Origin of the sequence: Empedobacter sp. UBA5528, from assembly GCF_002426075.1 — a bacterium.
Lineage (GTDB): Bacteria > Bacteroidota > Bacteroidia > Flavobacteriales > Weeksellaceae > Empedobacter > Empedobacter falsenii_B.
The window spans coordinates 51329-66125 of sequence record NZ_DINY01000041.1; the positions used below are offsets into that span (position 1 = coordinate 51329).

18 protein-coding genes are annotated in these 14797 nt (G+C 31.7%); 7 read left to right on the forward strand and 11 right to left on the reverse strand.

What is annotated here, in order from left to right; translation table 11 throughout:
* Positions 1-13 precede the first annotated feature (13 nt).
* From B4L98_RS09320 to B4L98_RS09335, 4 genes are all read right to left on the reverse strand, one after another.
* Positions 14-1477, reverse strand: coding sequence for a hypothetical protein (locus tag B4L98_RS09320; protein WP_291078087.1), 1464 nt, complete (start codon positions 1475-1477; stop codon positions 14-16).
* Positions 1478-1501: 24 nt separating this feature from the next.
* Positions 1502-2347: a transketolase gene (locus B4L98_RS09325; protein ID WP_125350518.1), complete on the reverse strand. Its 846-nt coding sequence runs from the start codon at positions 2345-2347 to the stop codon at positions 1502-1504.
* 286 nt (positions 2348-2633) lie between these two features.
* Positions 2634-2879, reverse strand: coding sequence for a hypothetical protein (locus B4L98_RS09330; protein WP_125350517.1), 246 nt, complete (start codon positions 2877-2879; stop codon positions 2634-2636).
* Between the two features lie 2 nt (positions 2880-2881).
* A complete protein-coding gene (locus B4L98_RS09335) occupies positions 2882-4411 on the reverse strand; it encodes a sodium:solute symporter (RefSeq protein WP_291078089.1) in 1530 nt (509 codons plus the stop codon).
* A gap of 107 nt (positions 4412-4518) precedes the next feature.
* Here B4L98_RS09335 and recR point away from each other — a divergent pair, with 107 nt between their 5' ends.
* Both recR and B4L98_RS09345 read left to right on the forward strand, forming a co-directional pair.
* A complete protein-coding gene (recR, locus tag B4L98_RS09340) occupies positions 4519-5133 on the forward strand; it encodes a recombination mediator RecR (protein WP_286494730.1) in 615 nt (204 codons plus the stop codon).
* 1 nt (position 5134) lies between these two features.
* Positions 5135-6205 carry a glycosyltransferase family 2 protein gene (locus tag B4L98_RS09345; protein ID WP_291060564.1) on the forward strand — a complete coding sequence of 357 codons (1071 nt, stop codon included), beginning with the start codon at positions 5135-5137 and terminating at the stop codon, positions 6203-6205.
* Positions 6206-6224: 19 nt separating this feature from the next.
* Here B4L98_RS09345 and B4L98_RS09350 read toward each other — a convergent pair whose 3' ends face one another.
* The 6 genes from B4L98_RS09350 to rsfS form a co-directional block, all read right to left on the reverse strand.
* Positions 6225-6488: a hypothetical protein gene (locus tag B4L98_RS09350; protein ID WP_221854180.1), complete on the reverse strand. Its 264-nt coding sequence runs from the start codon at positions 6486-6488 to the stop codon at positions 6225-6227.
* An 82-nt stretch (positions 6489-6570) separates the two neighbouring features.
* Positions 6571-7221: a phosphatidylserine decarboxylase family protein gene (locus tag B4L98_RS09355; protein ID WP_038331813.1), complete on the reverse strand. Its 651-nt coding sequence runs from the start codon at positions 7219-7221 to the stop codon at positions 6571-6573.
* Positions 7218-8066 carry a phosphatidate cytidylyltransferase gene (locus tag B4L98_RS09360; RefSeq protein WP_291060562.1) on the reverse strand — a complete coding sequence of 283 codons (849 nt, stop codon included), beginning with the start codon at positions 8064-8066 and terminating at the stop codon, positions 7218-7220. Before B4L98_RS09360 ends, B4L98_RS09355 begins: the two co-directional genes overlap by 4 nt.
* 2 nt (positions 8067-8068) lie before the next feature.
* The gene (locus B4L98_RS09365) at positions 8069-8674 is read right to left on the reverse strand and encodes a hypothetical protein (RefSeq protein WP_221854182.1); all 606 of its coding nucleotides are present in this window, start codon (positions 8672-8674) and stop codon (positions 8069-8071) included.
* 130 nt (positions 8675-8804) lie between these two features.
* On the reverse strand, positions 8805-10817 hold the full coding sequence (ftsH, locus tag B4L98_RS09370; protein ID WP_280036918.1) for an ATP-dependent zinc metalloprotease FtsH: 2013 nt from the start codon (positions 10815-10817) through the stop codon (positions 8805-8807).
* Positions 10818-10839: 22 nt separating this feature from the next.
* On the reverse strand, positions 10840-11208 hold the full coding sequence (gene rsfS / locus B4L98_RS09375; protein ID WP_038331822.1) for a ribosome silencing factor: 369 nt from the start codon (positions 11206-11208) through the stop codon (positions 10840-10842).
* A 93-nt stretch (positions 11209-11301) separates the two neighbouring features.
* On the opposite strand from rsfS, the gene B4L98_RS09380 reads away from it, so the two are divergent.
* From B4L98_RS09380 to B4L98_RS09395, 4 genes are read left to right on the forward strand one after another with little or no spacing between them, the layout of a single operon-like run.
* The gene (locus B4L98_RS09380; RefSeq protein ID WP_219033682.1) at positions 11302-12015 is read left to right on the forward strand and encodes a biotin--[acetyl-CoA-carboxylase] ligase; all 714 of its coding nucleotides are present in this window, start codon (positions 11302-11304) and stop codon (positions 12013-12015) included.
* Positions 12016-12042: 27 nt separating this feature from the next.
* Complete coding sequence (gene idi, locus B4L98_RS09385) at positions 12043-12558, forward strand: isopentenyl-diphosphate Delta-isomerase (protein WP_115001587.1); 516 nt, start codon at positions 12043-12045, stop codon at positions 12556-12558.
* 12 nt (positions 12559-12570) lie between these two features.
* On the forward strand, positions 12571-12981 hold the full coding sequence (locus tag B4L98_RS09390) for a 6-pyruvoyl trahydropterin synthase family protein (RefSeq protein WP_125350508.1): 411 nt from the start codon (positions 12571-12573) through the stop codon (positions 12979-12981).
* Positions 12978-13430: a peroxiredoxin gene (locus B4L98_RS09395; RefSeq protein ID WP_219033681.1), complete on the forward strand. Its 453-nt coding sequence runs from the start codon at positions 12978-12980 to the stop codon at positions 13428-13430. The genes B4L98_RS09390 and B4L98_RS09395 overlap by 4 nt, the downstream gene beginning before the upstream one ends.
* A gap of 254 nt (positions 13431-13684) precedes the next feature.
* On the opposite strand, the gene B4L98_RS09400 is transcribed toward B4L98_RS09395, so the two are convergent.
* Positions 13685-14359, reverse strand: a complete 675-nt coding sequence (locus B4L98_RS09400; RefSeq protein ID WP_257467987.1) for a YiiX/YebB-like N1pC/P60 family cysteine hydrolase — start codon at positions 14357-14359, stop codon at positions 13685-13687.
* A 43-nt stretch (positions 14360-14402) separates the two neighbouring features.
* Between B4L98_RS09400 and B4L98_RS09405 the strand changes: the two genes are divergently transcribed.
* Positions 14403-14765 carry a hypothetical protein gene (locus tag B4L98_RS09405; RefSeq protein WP_219033679.1) on the forward strand — a complete coding sequence of 121 codons (363 nt, stop codon included), beginning with the start codon at positions 14403-14405 and terminating at the stop codon, positions 14763-14765.
* The last annotated feature ends 32 nt before the right edge of the window (positions 14766-14797 follow it).

Here is a 14797-nt window from a genome sequence, read left to right on the forward strand (position 1 = left end):
ATTTTGATCAATATTAATCCAAAGAATTCAAGAAAGTAGTTAACTTATCTTTGTCCTCTTTTTTCAGTTTATCATATTTATTGTTGATTTCTAAAATACTTTTTCTCATTGCATCAATTGTTCCCGAAAGAGCAACACTTCCACTTTGATAAATGTATAAATCGCACACTTGTCCTGCGTAATTGTAAACCAAATTTCCTAAATCTTTATCTGTAAAAGTTGGAATTTTAGCTTTCAAGTTTTTGCAATGTTCTGGTGCAACTTTCATGAAATCTTGAACGTCTGGATTGTCGATTGCTAAATCGATTTTGCTAATATCTGTCGTTTTGTAAGTAGACGTGTACGGATCGTAATAATCTGCAAGATTATAAGACTCAGCAACAGCAGAATCTACTGCTACAGCCGCTTCATCATAATCTGTTGAAACTTCTGTTAATTTAAACTTTTTAGCATCATCGAAATACGTTTTGAAAAGGTTATTTAATTCTTTTACTTCGCTTTTGTTTGCTAACTTATTCTTTTTGAATTGTTTTACCAATTGATTTGTAGAACCTTGCGCAGTTGCCAAAGCTTTAGAACGCTCTATATCAGGATTTCCATCATAATCACTATCATTATAAATCAAGCTATAATTTAATGAAGCAACAGTTCCAAAAAGACTATTTACGTTATCACTTTCTGATGTTTGATAATTGTAATAATTAATAATAGGATCCTCGTAACGATTGTCTGGTGAATAAGCTACTGCTTCGGCTGCATAAGCCGTATCTACAGACGACATCATGTTATCGTATTCTTGTTTCTTTTTTGCCAATTCGTTAGTAAAACTTTCGATTTCTTTTTTCTCATCAAAAGTTACTTTTACGTTAGAATTTGCAATATTTTGAATCGTTAATCCATTAAAATCTCCTGCGTCATATCTAATTAAAAGCCCTTTCAATTTTGTTTGAGGAAACATAATCGCAACGTTATTAATTGCATTTTTTTCATCAACACATAATGTAGAAGATTTTGTTTCGAAATCTGTTTTAGATGTTAATTCGTATTCATTACACTTATATCCATTGATCGTTGTAGATGAATTTAGATTTTTAACTGAAATAAATTTCTCGAACAAGTTATCTGAATAAGGTTTTAAACTATCATCCGATATACCTTCGTAATAATAAGGGGCTTTTATCGATAATTGATTTTCTAATGAATTGGCATATACTTCGAAAAACTTGCTGTTGTTGATAAAGAAAGCATCTTTATTAAAGCTTCCTGAAGTATAAGGACCTCCTTCCGAAGTTCCTAAAACAGCGTCTTTAGAAATATAGGTTACAAAAAATAAATCTTTTTGACCATCTAAATAAGTCTGATATTCTTCTGGTAAATTGATTTTATACGATACTTTTTTGTCAAAAGAATATGTTTTTTCCTGCCCAAAGGCTGTTAAAGAACAAAGCGTAAGTATAGAATAAAATAACGTTTTCATAGTATTTTGATTGTGTTGAAATTATTAATAATCTGTCAATTCAGTTTCAGGATTTTGCTCTAATGCAGAAGCTAATTGCTCGTCGTTAGGCGCTTTTCCGTGCCAAGAGTGGCTTCCCATCATGTAATCAACTCCATTACCCATTTCTGTGTGTAATAAAATTGAAACTGGTTTTCCGTTTCCTGTTAATGTTTTAGCTTCTTCTAAAATAGCAATTACTTTTTCTAAGTTATTTCCATCTTTTTCTTCTAAAACAATCCATCCAAAAGCTTCTAATTTAGCTTTCAAATCTCCTAATGGTAAAACGTGGTCTGTATCACCATCAATTTGACGACCATTGTAGTCAATCGTTGCAATTACATTATCCACTTTTTTACCAGCAGCATACATAAAAGCTTCCCAGACTTGACCTTCTTGTAATTCACCGTCACCATGTAATGTGTAAACTAATTTATCGTCGTTGTTTAATTTTTTTGCTTGAGCAGCACCTAAAGCAACTGATAAACCTTGTCCTAAAGATCCAGAAGCGATACGAATTCCAGGTAAACCTTCGTGTGTTGTTGGGTGACCTTGTAAACGAGAATCTAATTTTCTGAATGTAGCTAATTCGCTAACAGGGAAGAATCCTGAACGAGCTAATGTGCTGTAGAAAACTGGTGAAATGTGACCGTTTGATAAGAAGAATAAATCTTCTCCTTTTCCGTCCATAGAGAAGTCTGTAGAGTAAGTCATGATTTTACCGTATAATGCAGCAAAATATTCTGCACAACCTAATGATCCACCTGGGTGTCCACTATTTACGGCATGTACCATTCTCAAAATATCTCTCCTTGTTTGTTGTACTTGTGTTTGAAGTTCTTGAAGTGTCATTGTTTGTTTATAAAAATTTGAACAAAAATAATTCTTTTTTGTAGGGCAAAAAAATCGTAGAACATAAATCACTACAATTGGGGAGAATAATCGGTAATAATAGCTAACCTACTTATGAGACTATAAAAACCAGCGCTGAAGTTTATAAAGAAGAAGCTTGAAGTTAGTTAATAAGAAGGCAAGAGTTTTACAACGTTTATTTATCTTTTTGTAATCTTCTAATTGTAAAGGGTACAGAGAGATGTTTTTTAATAAAAAAGACGAAGCAAAACTTCGTCTTTTTTATTTATTCTTCTTCCACATGCCATTCGCCACGATGAGGTATCAAAGCGTCACGGACTTGTATCATTTCAGATTCTACCACCACCAAATAAGCAACTGCATATTCTGGTTCAACCTCTACAAATTCAGAAAATGTACTTTGTAACTTTTCTTTTTCTGCATATTGTTTCAAGTGAATTGCATGATGTTTTGCAGTTGGTATAGCATCGGGACCATAAAAATCCCAGATTAATTTTAATTTCTTTTCCATTTTTAATTTAATTCTTTTTGACGATTAGAACTTACTAACCACAAACCGATAAAGGTTAATAAACCATTCAAAATGATTAATTCAACACCAATTTTGTAATCAGTAAAATTAATCACTAATTCGTTGATGATATACGTAAAAATAGGTGCTAAAATAGCAACTGTAATAATTGAATATTTTCTGTAAATGTTACGTTTCGTTAAAATTCCGAAAGCAAACAATCCTAATAAAGGTCCGTAAGTATAACCTGCAATTTCCATCACAAGATAAACAATTGATTTGTTGTTAATCATTTTGAAAACCATAATCAAGATAAAGAAAACTACCGTGAAAATTAAGTGAACACGAATACGAATCTTTTTCTTTTCTTTTTCTGATTTTTCTTTGTCTTCGTTGATGTTTAATAAATCGACGCAATATGAACTTGTAACCGCCGTTAAAGCTCCGTCGGCAGAAGGAAATAAAGCAGAAATTAATCCGATAATAAAAATTACAGAAATAATCATTGGGAAATGATGTCCTAACAGCGAAAGTGCTGGAAACATATCATCACCCATAATATTTTGTCCGCCTTGTTCCATAAAGAAACCATCAGCAGTATAAAAACCACCTTCACTCATTGCGTATAAATAAAGCAATCCACCCAAAAATAAGAACGCTAAATTCACAATCAATAATGTTCCAGCGAACGTCAACATATTCTTTTTTGAGTTTTGAAGATTATCAACAGAAATATTTTTTTGCATCATTTCTTGGTCAAGACCAGTCATCGCAATTGTGATAAACATTCCGCCCAAAATTGTTTTTAAGAAATAAGTTTTCGAATTTGGATCAAGATTAATGAAATGGGTATAGTTTTTGGCTTGCATCCTATCGTAAGCTTCACCAACAGATAAATTAAGATGCGAAAGGATAAACCAAATACAAGCAATCAAGCTAATGATCATAAATGATGTTTGCAAGGTGTCGGTTACGACAATTGTTTTTACTCCACCTTCGAACGTGTATAATAATATCATCAATAATAAGACAAATGTTGTTGCCCAAAATGGTACGCCTAAATTGTCTAATAAAAATATTTGTAACACATTTACAACTAAATATAAACGTGCTGTTGCGCCAATTCCACGAGAAATAATAAAGAAAACCGATCCCATTTTATGTGCTTCAACATTGAAACGTTTTCCTAAAAAGGTGTAAATTGAGGTTAGATTCATTCGGTAATAGAGTGGAAGTAATACCCCCGCGACGATAAAATAACCAAGAAAAAATCCGATAACCATCATATAATATTCGAATCCTCCATAAATATATTCGGAACCAGTTAATTTTCCGACCGTACCCGGAACCGAAATAAAAGTAACGCCACTAAGGCTTGTCCCAATCATTCCGAAAGCCACCAACCACCATTTACTTTTTTTGTTTCCGTTAAAAAAAGATTGATTGTCAGAATTTCGACTGGTGAAGTAAGAGATCACTAAAAGTCCTACAAAGTATACGATAACACAAAGTAGTAAAATTGTTGAGTTCATAATTTATTTAGTAAATAAGCCCAAATTTAATATTTTTGAGTGAATGATGATAGATTAATTTTCCGAAGATAAAATTGTAAATTTGTTGTCTATAATTTTTTGAACGAATGAATTACCCAAGCAAGGTTTTAGAGCGAGCTGTAGAAGAGATGTCAAATTTGCCAGGAATAGGAAAGAGAACAGCTTTGCGACTTGTTTTACATATGTTAAATCGTCCCAAATCTCAAACGACGGCTTTATCCGAAGCGCTTTCTCATTTGGTAGATGATGTTAAATATTGTCAACATTGTCATACAATTTCTGATGATGAGGTTTGTGATATTTGCAACAACTCATTGAGAGAAGAAACTATAATTTGTGTCGTGGAAGATGTGCGTGATGTGATGGCGATTGAAAACACAGGACAATTTAAAGGACAATATCACGTTTTAGGAGGAAAGATTTCTCCAATGGAAGGCATTGGACCTGGTCAATTGAATATTCAAACTTTGGTAGATCGTGTTCAAAATGAAAATGTAAAGGAAATAATCTTTGCTTTAAGTTCTACAATGGAAGGAGATACAACTGTTTTTTACTTGTATCGACAATTAAAGAATGCCGAAATTATTTTTTCGACCATTGCACGAGGTCTTGGTGTAGGAGATGAGTTAGAATATGCAGACGAAGCGACGTTGGTTCGTTCTATACAACATCGAATCCCATATTCAGAAAATAAATTTTAAAATGAAATTATCGATAATTATTGTTAGTTATAATGCGCCAAAACATTTAGAGCTTTGTCTTGATTCGTGTCAGGAAGCTTTAAAAAATGTAGATGGCGAAATAATTGTAATTGATAATGATTCATCGGAAATTGATTTTATATTCCTAAAAAAAACTTTTCCTACTGTAAATTTTTTACTTCAGAATGAAAATCTTGGTTTTGCAAAAGCGAATAATATTGGGGTTGAGAATGCTTTGGGAGAATATATTCTGATTCTTAATCCAGATACAATTATTCCAGAGAATTTATTCGAATCTTTGATTGAATTTCATCAGTCAAAAGAAAAAATAGGTTTTGTGGGAGTACGAATGATAGATACAAACGGAAATTTTCATCCAGAATCAAAACGTAATATTCCGACAGCTAAAAATTCATTTTCTAAGTTGTATAGTCGATTTAATCATTCAAAGAAAAATAATTATTACAAATTAGAAGTTGATGAATTTGAAATTGCTCCTTGCGAAATTTTAGTTGGTGCTTTTATGTTCACCACGAAGAAAATCTATCAGGAAATTGGAGGATTTGATCCACGTTATTTTATGTATGGAGAAGATATAGATTTGTCTTTTAGTGCAGAATTGGCTGGTTATAAAAATTATTATAAAGGAGATATAACGGTTTTACATTACAAGGGAGAAAGTACGAAAAAAGATAAAAAATATTATAAACATTTTTTTGAAGCCATGATGATTTTCTTAGCAAAATATTATCAAAAAAATTGGTTGCATTATCAACTTTTACGTTCGGGAATTTTGATTAAATATTTAATTCAATTATTTAAATTTTCTTTACATTCACCTAATAATACGTCTAAAATAGAAGTAAATGCAGAAGAATTATTTTGGATAAATATAAATACGGATTTAAAATCTTTATCAAATAATGAAATTGTAATTGATACAGTTTTTTTTACTTATCAAGAGATATTATCAATCATTTCTGAAAACAACTCTTCTTCACGTTCATTTTATATTCGCCCTAAAAATAAAAATTATGTAATAGGCGATGATAAGCAGATTATAAATCTATAAAAACAAAAAAAGCTGAATCTTAATGACCAGCTTTTACAGTATCTTTTTTCTCAACTTTCGGAGTTTCTGCCGTTTTTGTAGAATCTTTCACTTCTTCGTGTTTTTCTTCAACAGCTTCCTCATGTTTTTCGTGACCTTCGTGAGCAGCTTCAGATTTGTGGTGCATTTCTTCTGCAGTAGCTGGTTCGTGAACAACTGGAAGAACTCCGTGATTTACACTTGCTTTAGAGTTACAAGAAGTAGCGAATGCTGCAACAGCTACTAAAAGAATTAATTTTTTCATGTCTTACAAATTTATTGTATGGGTATATTATTATAATTGTTTTGACAAAATTAGTTAAAAACATTGAGTTCAACTAACTGATTTATTTCAATTGTGCAATTTTCTGAATTCCACCTTTTGTTTTATCTCCAACCTTTACATTAATCTCAGTATCAAGTGGTAAAAAGATATCAACACGCGATCCGAACTTGATGAAGCCATATTCTTTACCAGCAACAGCGTCGTCATTCTCTTTACTGTAACAAACAATTCTTCGTGCAACTGCACCTGCAATTTGTCTGAAAAGAACTTTTGTATGATCTGCATTTTCTACAACAACAGTTGTTCTTTCATTCAATTCTGATGATTTTGGATGAAACGCAACCAAAAATTTTCCTGGATGATATTTCGAATAAATCACTTTTCCATTCACGGGATAACGCGTTACATGTACGTTAAGAGGCGTCATGAAAATTGATAATTGAATACATTTTTGATTCAAAAATTCACTTTCAAATACTTCTTCTAATACAACAACTTTTCCATCAACTGGTGCGATAACGCAGTTTTCTGACGAATCTGATTCACGAATTGGGTTTCTGAAAAACCAAACGATAAATCCGTAAAGTATCCATAATGGTAAGGCAAAGTAAAAACCATATACAGGAAAAAAGTAATGTAATACTCCTGTAGCGATTGCAAATAAAATTAAGCAACCTATCAAAATTGCTGTTCCTTCTCTGTGAAGTTTCATAAAGTATATACTAATAAATAATATAAATAAACAAATGGTATGACAAATATAAAACTATCTAATCGATCTAAAAAACCGCCATGTCCTGGAATAAGGTTAGAGCTGTCTTTTACATTAAAAAATCGTTTTAATTTAGATTCTGTCAAATCTCCCAATGGACCTAATGCTGCAACGATCAAACCAATAATCATCCAGTTTCCGTGCAAGTTCTCTCCAAAATATTTCTGAATTAAGAATCCAGCGATAATGGTGAAAATAATTCCTCCAAAAAAACCTTCCCACGTTTTTGCTCCCGAAATTTTAGGTGCTAATTTATGTTTTCCAATTAAGTTTCCTGTTAAATATGCAAATGTATCACTGCTCCAAAGTAATAAGAAAACGAAAAACACTTCGTAATGCATCACTTTTTCACCTAAATTATAATCAAAACTAGGTAAAGTTAATGCTAAGGCAAATGGTGCGATAACGTATGTTAAACCTAAAGTAGCTTTTCCAAAATCGTTCAATAATTCATTGGTTGATTTGAAAATAATATAAATACTAAAAACAAATAAAACTGGAATGATGAAGTACAAACTTTTTAAATGAAAATAGTAATGATTTGAAGTTTCGAAAGCTTCTAAAAATTCTTTTCCATAATATCCAAAAACAACTAAGGCAGCTAAAAGTGCTCCTAATTGATAAAGTTTATTGGTAAGATTAGTGATTTTAAAAAACTCGTACAAACAAAAAAGTCCAAAAACCATCATCAAAACAATCAAACCTTTTGGATTTATCGTTGTCCCGAAAAATATAATAAGTGCGTAAATAAGTCCAGAGAAAGCTCTAATTGCTAAATTTTTCATAGCTAATCTTCAACCAATAACAAATAAATATTCTTCGCGTTGTCTACGTTGGGAAATTTGTGCATATTTTTTCCTCGAATCGAAGTTATTTTAGATGGAAGGTTGTCTTTTTTTAATGTTCGTAATTTCTGTAATGCCACACTCACATTTTCCACTAATTGTGACGGGCGTGCATAGATAATAAAATTTGACGGAAAATCAGCAATATTTCTACCATAAGTTTGATGCGCCGATAACATAATACTTCCATCAAAAGCAATCAGAAATTCGCAACTAAGAAAACTAAGCGTATAACGAGAATCGCATGGATTTTCGACAAAAGGAATATTGACTGAATTAAGAACCTGTTGTAAATTTGGATCAGGACAAATTAATTCGGTTACATTTTCGTAATTGACAATCTCTTTAAGGTTTTTAGAAGCCTCCTCTATATTATCACAAAATAAAAAATGTCCACCACCTACATTAAAGTTTGTAGCAAATACTTCATCCATAGAAATCTTTTGGTCAGCATAATTCGGATGAAATAAATCAATGTGATTATCATCTGAATTCTCTGCTGATTTTTCAGTAGCTTTTTTAAGTAGGTTTTTAATTGCTTTCCACATGAAAACTCATGATTTTATATGAAATTAATCAATTACAGCCTAAAGGTAATAATTTTTAACAATATAATAAGAAGTAAAAAAAAAATCGTCCAAATAGGACGATTTTTTCTATTATTTTGAATGAATTTGATTAAATATCATTTCCAGATTCTGGTTGAACAACTTGCTCTGAACCAGCTTCTATAGCTTCTTCTTGTTTTTCTTCGATTTGATCTAATTCGTTTACAAATTTTCTTGGTCCGAAAATTTCTTCCAAATCTTCTCTAAAGATCACCTCTTTCTCAATTAATTTTTGAGCTAAAACATCTAATTGATCGCGATGTTCACGTAAAATATCTTTTGCTCTATCATATTGAGCTTCGATCATTGTTTTTACCTCTTTATCAATTACCTGAGCAGTTTGTTCTGAATAAGGCTTGCTGAAACCATACTCATTTTGTCCAGATGAATCGTAATAAGAAACATTACCAACTTCTTTGTTCAATCCGTAAATACTAACCATTGCAGAAGCTTGTTTTGTAACTTTTTCCAAATCACTTAATGCACCAGTAGAAATATTATTGAAAACAACTTCCTCAGCAGCACGACCACCCATTGTCATACACATTTCGTCTAACAATTGTTCTGTCGTTGTAATTTGTCTTTCTTCTGGCAAATACCAAGCGGCACCTAACGAACGTCCACGAGGAACTATAGTTACTTTAACCAATGGAGCAGCGTGTTCTGTTAACCAACCAATTGTAGCGTGACCAGCTTCATGATAAGCGATACGTTTTTTCTCAGAAGGTTTAATCACTTTACTTTTCTTCTCTAATCCACCAATAATACGGTCAACAGCGTCTAAAAAGTCTTGTTTTTCTACAACGTCTTTGTTTTTACGAGCAGCAACTAAAGCTGCTTCGTTACAAACATTGAATATATCTGCACCAGAGAAACCTGGAGTTTGTTTTGCTAAAAATTCGATTTCAACATCTTCACCTAATTTTAATGGACGTAAGTGAACTGCGAAGATTTCTTTACGTTCGTTTAATTCAGGTAAATCAACGTGAATAATACGGTCAAAACGACCTGGACGCATCAATGCTTTATCCAATACATCAGCACGGTTTGTTGCAGCAATCACAATTACGTTAGATTCTGTTCCGAAACCATCCATCTCTGTTAATAATTGATTTAATGTATTTTCGCGTTCATCATTAGAGCCTGTAAAGTTTGATTTTCCACGTGCGCGACCAATTGCATCAATCTCATCAATAAAGATAATTGAAGGAGATTTTTCTTTTGCATTTTTGAATAAGTCACGTACACGAGATGCACCAACCCCCACAAACATTTCTACGAAATCTGATCCTGATAATGAGAAGAAAGGAACTTTTGCTTCTCCAGCAACAGCTTTTGCTAATAAGGTTTTACCTGTACCTGGAGGTCCTACTAATAAGGCTCCTTTTGGGATACGTCCACCTAATTTTGTAAATTTTTCTGGATGTTTCAAGAATTCAACGATTTCTTCGATTTCTTCTTTTGCACCTTCTAAACCTGCAACATCTTTGAAAGTTGTTTTGATATGATCATCACCTTCAAATAATTTCGCTTTCGATTTTCCGACAGAGAAAATTCCTCCGCCACCTCCAGCAGATCCGCCTCCGCCCATTCGTCTAAATAGTAAGAAGTAGATTAATCCGAAGAAAATTAATGAAATAAAAAGATTCATAAACAAACTTCCAAAACCATTTGATATTTGTGTGTTAAGAACGGCAGTTTTATTTGGACTCTTTTCTACGTTAGCATAAAAATCTTTTTCAAAATTTCCTGCATCAGCAACATTGAAAATAAAGTTTGGAGTACCTGTAGCAAAAGGATTTAAAGTTTCGTTTGATTTTTTAAACTTTTTAAATTCTTCAGTATTCAGAGCTGCGTCCGTTAAATATACACTTACACGTCCTGATTCTTTTTCTAGATTGGCTTCTTTTACGTAACCTTTTTCTACATAAGAAAGGAAAGTCGTACGGTCTATATTTTTAGTAGTTCCGCCGGCACCTCCAATGTTATCAGAAAATAATAGAAAGGCAATCAGCAATAATCCAATAATGGCATATATCCATGTAGGATTAAACCCCGAAGGTTTAAAATTATTTTTTTTCAATTTTTTTTGGTTTCAGTTATGATTAATATTCCATTTCGATACGCGTCTCTACAGCATCACCCCAAAGACTTTCGATATCGTAATATTCTCTGTATTCTTTTTGGAAAATATGGACAATAACATTTGTGTAGTCCAACAAAACCCATTGATTGTTTTGTGTTCCTTCTACATGAAAAGGTCTTTCTGACATTTCTGTTTTTACAGTTCTTTCAATCGAACCTGCTAAAGCACTAACTTGTGTATTCGAGTTTCCGGTACAAATAACGAAGTATTGACAAAATGCATTTTCAATTTCGCGTAAATCTAGAATTGTAATTTCTTCTCCTTTAACATTTGTAATTCCGTCAACAATGCTATCTAGCAAGTCTTTTGTATATTGAGTATCTATCATCTTTTATTTTGTAATTCGCAAATTTAGTGAATCCTTATTAAAGTTTAAACTTTTTAAAATAACTTTAACCACTCTATAAAAATAGTAAAAAAAATGTATTTAATTAGTTTTGATTCTTTGCCTAATACGAATGAGTTCTTGGTGGATTTGTCCAAAAAAGATGCCAATAGTTGGACTGTCATACATGCTAAAAATCAAACAAAAGGAAAAGGTTACGCAGGAAATGAGTGGAAAGTTGTCGCTGGAGAAAATTTAACCTTTAGTTTTTTGCTGAAAACGGATTATAGTTTTCAAGAATTAATTTATTTTAATGAATGGATTTCGAATGTTATTTGTCTATTTTTAAAACAATTTCATCCAAAATCTAACGTAAAATGGCCAAATGATATCATTTTAAATGATAAAAAGGTTTGTGGAATATTAATCGAAAATCATCGTTCCAATGGAATTATGAATTCTGTAATCGGAATAGGAATTAATGTCAATCAAGCTGATTTTAATCACTTACCAAAAGCAACATCTATTCGAAAAGTAACTGACAAAGAATATGACATCGAGGAAATTTTGGCAGATTTAATACATTATTTCGAAAATGAATATTCAATTTTAGAAGAGAAAAATTTTGAACAAATTCATCAAACTTATTTAGATAATCTGTTTAGAAAAGATGAAATTTCGCATTTTAGATTGGATGGAGTAGAAGTGGACGGAATTATTAGAGATGTAAATGAAGCGGGAAATTTACTGATAGAAATCAATCAAGAATTGAGAGAATTTAAGCACAAAGAAATCGAACTTCTTTTTTAATCCTATAGAAAAGGCTATTTTTGTTTAATGGAAGAATTTGTAGTTTTAGTTGATCAGGACGATCAAAAATTAGGATTGATGGAGAAACAACAGGCTCATGTAGCTGGTTTGTTGCATCGTGCATTTTCTGTTTTTGTATTCAATTCCAAAGGAGAATTAATGATTCAGCAACGAGCTGCGAGCAAATACCATTCGCCAACGTTGTGGACGAATACATGTTGTAGTCATCCGCGCGATAACGAAACTTACGAACAAGCGGCGCACAGACGTTTGGAAGAAGAAATGGGATTTGATTGCGAATTAGAATATAAATTTAATTTCATTTACAAAGCGCATTTAGAAAATGATTTGATCGAGCATGAATTAGACCATGTTTTTATCGGAACATTTGATGATGAACCAAAGCTAAATCCTGATGAAGTGATGGCCTATCGTTGGGTAGAATTGGATGATTTGAAAAAAGATATGGAAAAAAATCCTCAGAATTATACAGCTTGGTTCAAAATAATTTTTGAACATTACGTTTCGTATATCGAAGAATAAAAATTTATACAGATGAAAGTTACTGTCAACAGAAAAGCACATTTTAATGCTGCGCACCGATTGTTTAACAAGAATTGGAGCGACGAACAAAATTTTGAAGTTTTCGGAAAATGTTCTTATCCAAACTATCACGGGCATAATTACGAAATTATTGTGGCGGTGAAAGGCGAAGTTGATCCAGAAACTGGTTTTGTGATGAATTTGGACGAATTACGAAAAATTATTGCGATTGAAGTTGAAGATTATTTGGATCATAAAAATCTGAATGTTGATATTGAAGAATTTAAAACTATCAATCCAACTGCCGAAAATATTGTGATTTTGATTTGGAATAAAATTAGAGCAAAATTAGCGACCGATTTAGAATTGAAAGTAACCTTATACGAAACTCCACGTAATTTTGTAGAATACGCAGGCGAATGAAATTAGGCGATCACATTCCAACCTTTTCGTTGGAGGATAACAAAGGAAATTGGTTTAATTCGGACGAATTTTTATACAAAAAATATTTTGTTTTATTCTTTTATCCGATGGATTTTACGCCAATGTGTACAAAAGAAGTATGTCAATTTCGTGATGTAAATGCAGATTTCAATGCTTTAGACGCTGTGATTGTCGGAATAAATGGACAATCAACTTCTTCTCACGAGAAGTTTTATACAAAACATCAATTAAACTTTCCGTTGCTTTCTGATAAAGGAGCAAAGTTGTCGAAGTTGTTGGGAATCAAAAAGAAATTTGGCTTAATCACACCGCGAGAAACTTTTGTATTCAATAAACAAGGAAAATTAATTAAACACATTGTTTCAAATGTAGCCGAAACGCACATTGAAGAAGCAATGCAAGCAATAAAAAAAGACCAAGGAAATTAGTTTTCTTGGTCTTTTTGTTTGTATAACATTTTTCTTATGACAACTCGATAAATAAAAAAGATAACCGTTCCAATTGCCGAATAAACCAACATTGTTTGCACATCGCTTTTATCGAACAAATATTTTAGTCCAAATAACACGAAAAAGAAAATGATACTATAAATGATATTTTGTTTCATGTGGTAAAAGTAGGAATTAATTTATTTGTTATAAAGATTCTATGAATCATTCTGAATTTGTTTCAGAGTTTCATTTTAAAACTTCACCTCACCAACCTTAATTAATTTCTTAGAAGTTGCCAATTGATTTGGATTTGTTCCTGGTTCGTCTTGCGGAACTTTTTTTCCTTTTTTACGATAGAAATCTATCCAAAAATCATCAATAATTCCAGTTTCTTTGTTTTTGAAATTCATGGGAATCAATTCAAAAATAGTATCATCACGAAAAGCTCTTTCCACAAAATCTGAACAATATAATTCGTCATCATTCAAAATGTATAACCAATTATAAGGTTTTCCGAGCATTGTTTTAGCTTTTTCAATAGCATGAGGAATTGTATATTGATATTCATTTTTGAGACGATAAATGACAATTTTATTATTCTTTTCGGTTTGAGAAATGTAAAAATGATGAATTTCCTCTCGTTGCGATCCGCCCATTGGAGCAGCATGTAGAACAAAAATAGAATCATCAGTTTTTTCGATTAAACCAACATGATCAAAATTGGTTTCGTCATTTATTTTTGTCACTCTATTTATCGCGCCCGAAAGTTCTTCTGTTTGCGCACCAACAAAAATCAAATCTCCATTTTGGATATTTTGTAATGAAATTGAATGTTTTTCTTTTAATATTTTTGCTTTTGTACAACTATTCATTGTCAATGTAAATAGAAGTAAAAAGATAGGAAATAAAACGAATATTTTTTTCATTCGGAATGAATTATTACTTTTAATCTACGAATTAACCAAAAAGATGGATTTTAAAAAAATTTTGACCATATCAATTGTCGTTTTATTGATTTTAGTTGGTGCTGCAATTATTATTGGAAGCAACAAAGATCGACGCGTTTTCTTTATTGAGAGCTTTAATAAACCAATTGAAAATGTTATTAATTCTCGTTTGGATACAGATTATTCGTACGAAATTGTAAAAGTAAAAGGTAAAACAAACGATACCATTTTGATTATTCCTTGCGAAGGTTGTCAACCATTGAAATTATCAGGAAAAATAAACGAAAAGTTTATGAACAAATTTGGTAAAGGAAAATCGGTTATGCGTTTCGAGCCGTATAAAGCGACGGAAGGGAATTTAAAAATTATTCATAAAATTAGATAATCTTCTATTAAAGAAATTTTCCTAACAATTAA

Excerpts from the sequence above, each read along its gene's own strand:
- B4L98_RS09330 (WP_125350517.1), bottom strand. The coding sequence starts at position 2,879 with ATGGAAAAGAAATTAAAATTAATCTGGGATTTTTATGGTCCCGATGCT.
- B4L98_RS09405 (WP_219033679.1), top strand. The coding sequence starts at position 14,403 with ATGGATTTTAAAAAAATTTTGACCATATCAATTGTCGTTTTATTGATT.
- B4L98_RS09360 (WP_291060562.1), bottom strand. The coding sequence starts at position 8,066 with ATGAAAAATTTAGCAATTAGAGCTTTCTCTGGACTTATTTACGCACTT.
- B4L98_RS09350 (WP_221854180.1), bottom strand. The coding sequence starts at position 6,488 with ATGAAAAAATTAATTCTTTTAGTAGCTGTTGCAGCATTCGCTACTTCT.
- B4L98_RS09395 (WP_219033681.1), top strand. The coding sequence starts at position 12,978 with ATGAAATTAGGCGATCACATTCCAACCTTTTCGTTGGAGGATAACAAA.
- recR (WP_286494730.1), top strand. The coding sequence starts at position 4,519 with ATGAATTACCCAAGCAAGGTTTTAGAGCGAGCTGTAGAAGAGATGTCA.
- B4L98_RS09355 (WP_038331813.1), bottom strand. The coding sequence starts at position 7,221 with ATGAAACTTCACAGAGAAGGAACAGCAATTTTGATAGGTTGCTTAATT.
- B4L98_RS09365 (WP_221854182.1), bottom strand. The coding sequence starts at position 8,674 with ATGTGGAAAGCAATTAAAAACCTACTTAAAAAAGCTACTGAAAAATCA.
- B4L98_RS09335 (WP_291078089.1), bottom strand. The coding sequence starts at position 4,411 with ATGAACTCAACAATTTTACTACTTTGTGTTATCGTATACTTTGTAGGA.
- B4L98_RS09325 (WP_125350518.1), bottom strand. The coding sequence starts at position 2,347 with ATGACACTTCAAGAACTTCAAACACAAGTACAACAAACAAGGAGAGAT.
- B4L98_RS09390 (WP_125350508.1), top strand. The coding sequence starts at position 12,571 with ATGAAAGTTACTGTCAACAGAAAAGCACATTTTAATGCTGCGCACCGA.
- rsfS (WP_038331822.1), bottom strand. The coding sequence starts at position 11,208 with ATGATAGATACTCAATATACAAAAGACTTGCTAGATAGCATTGTTGAC.
- B4L98_RS09400 (WP_257467987.1), bottom strand. The coding sequence starts at position 14,359 with ATGAAAAAAATATTCGTTTTATTTCCTATCTTTTTACTTCTATTTACA.
- B4L98_RS09320 (WP_291078087.1), bottom strand. The coding sequence starts at position 1,477 with ATGAAAACGTTATTTTATTCTATACTTACGCTTTGTTCTTTAACAGCC.
- B4L98_RS09345 (WP_291060564.1), top strand. The coding sequence starts at position 5,135 with ATGAAATTATCGATAATTATTGTTAGTTATAATGCGCCAAAACATTTA.
- B4L98_RS09380 (WP_219033682.1), top strand. The coding sequence starts at position 11,302 with ATGTATTTAATTAGTTTTGATTCTTTGCCTAATACGAATGAGTTCTTG.
- idi (WP_115001587.1), top strand. The coding sequence starts at position 12,043 with ATGGAAGAATTTGTAGTTTTAGTTGATCAGGACGATCAAAAATTAGGA.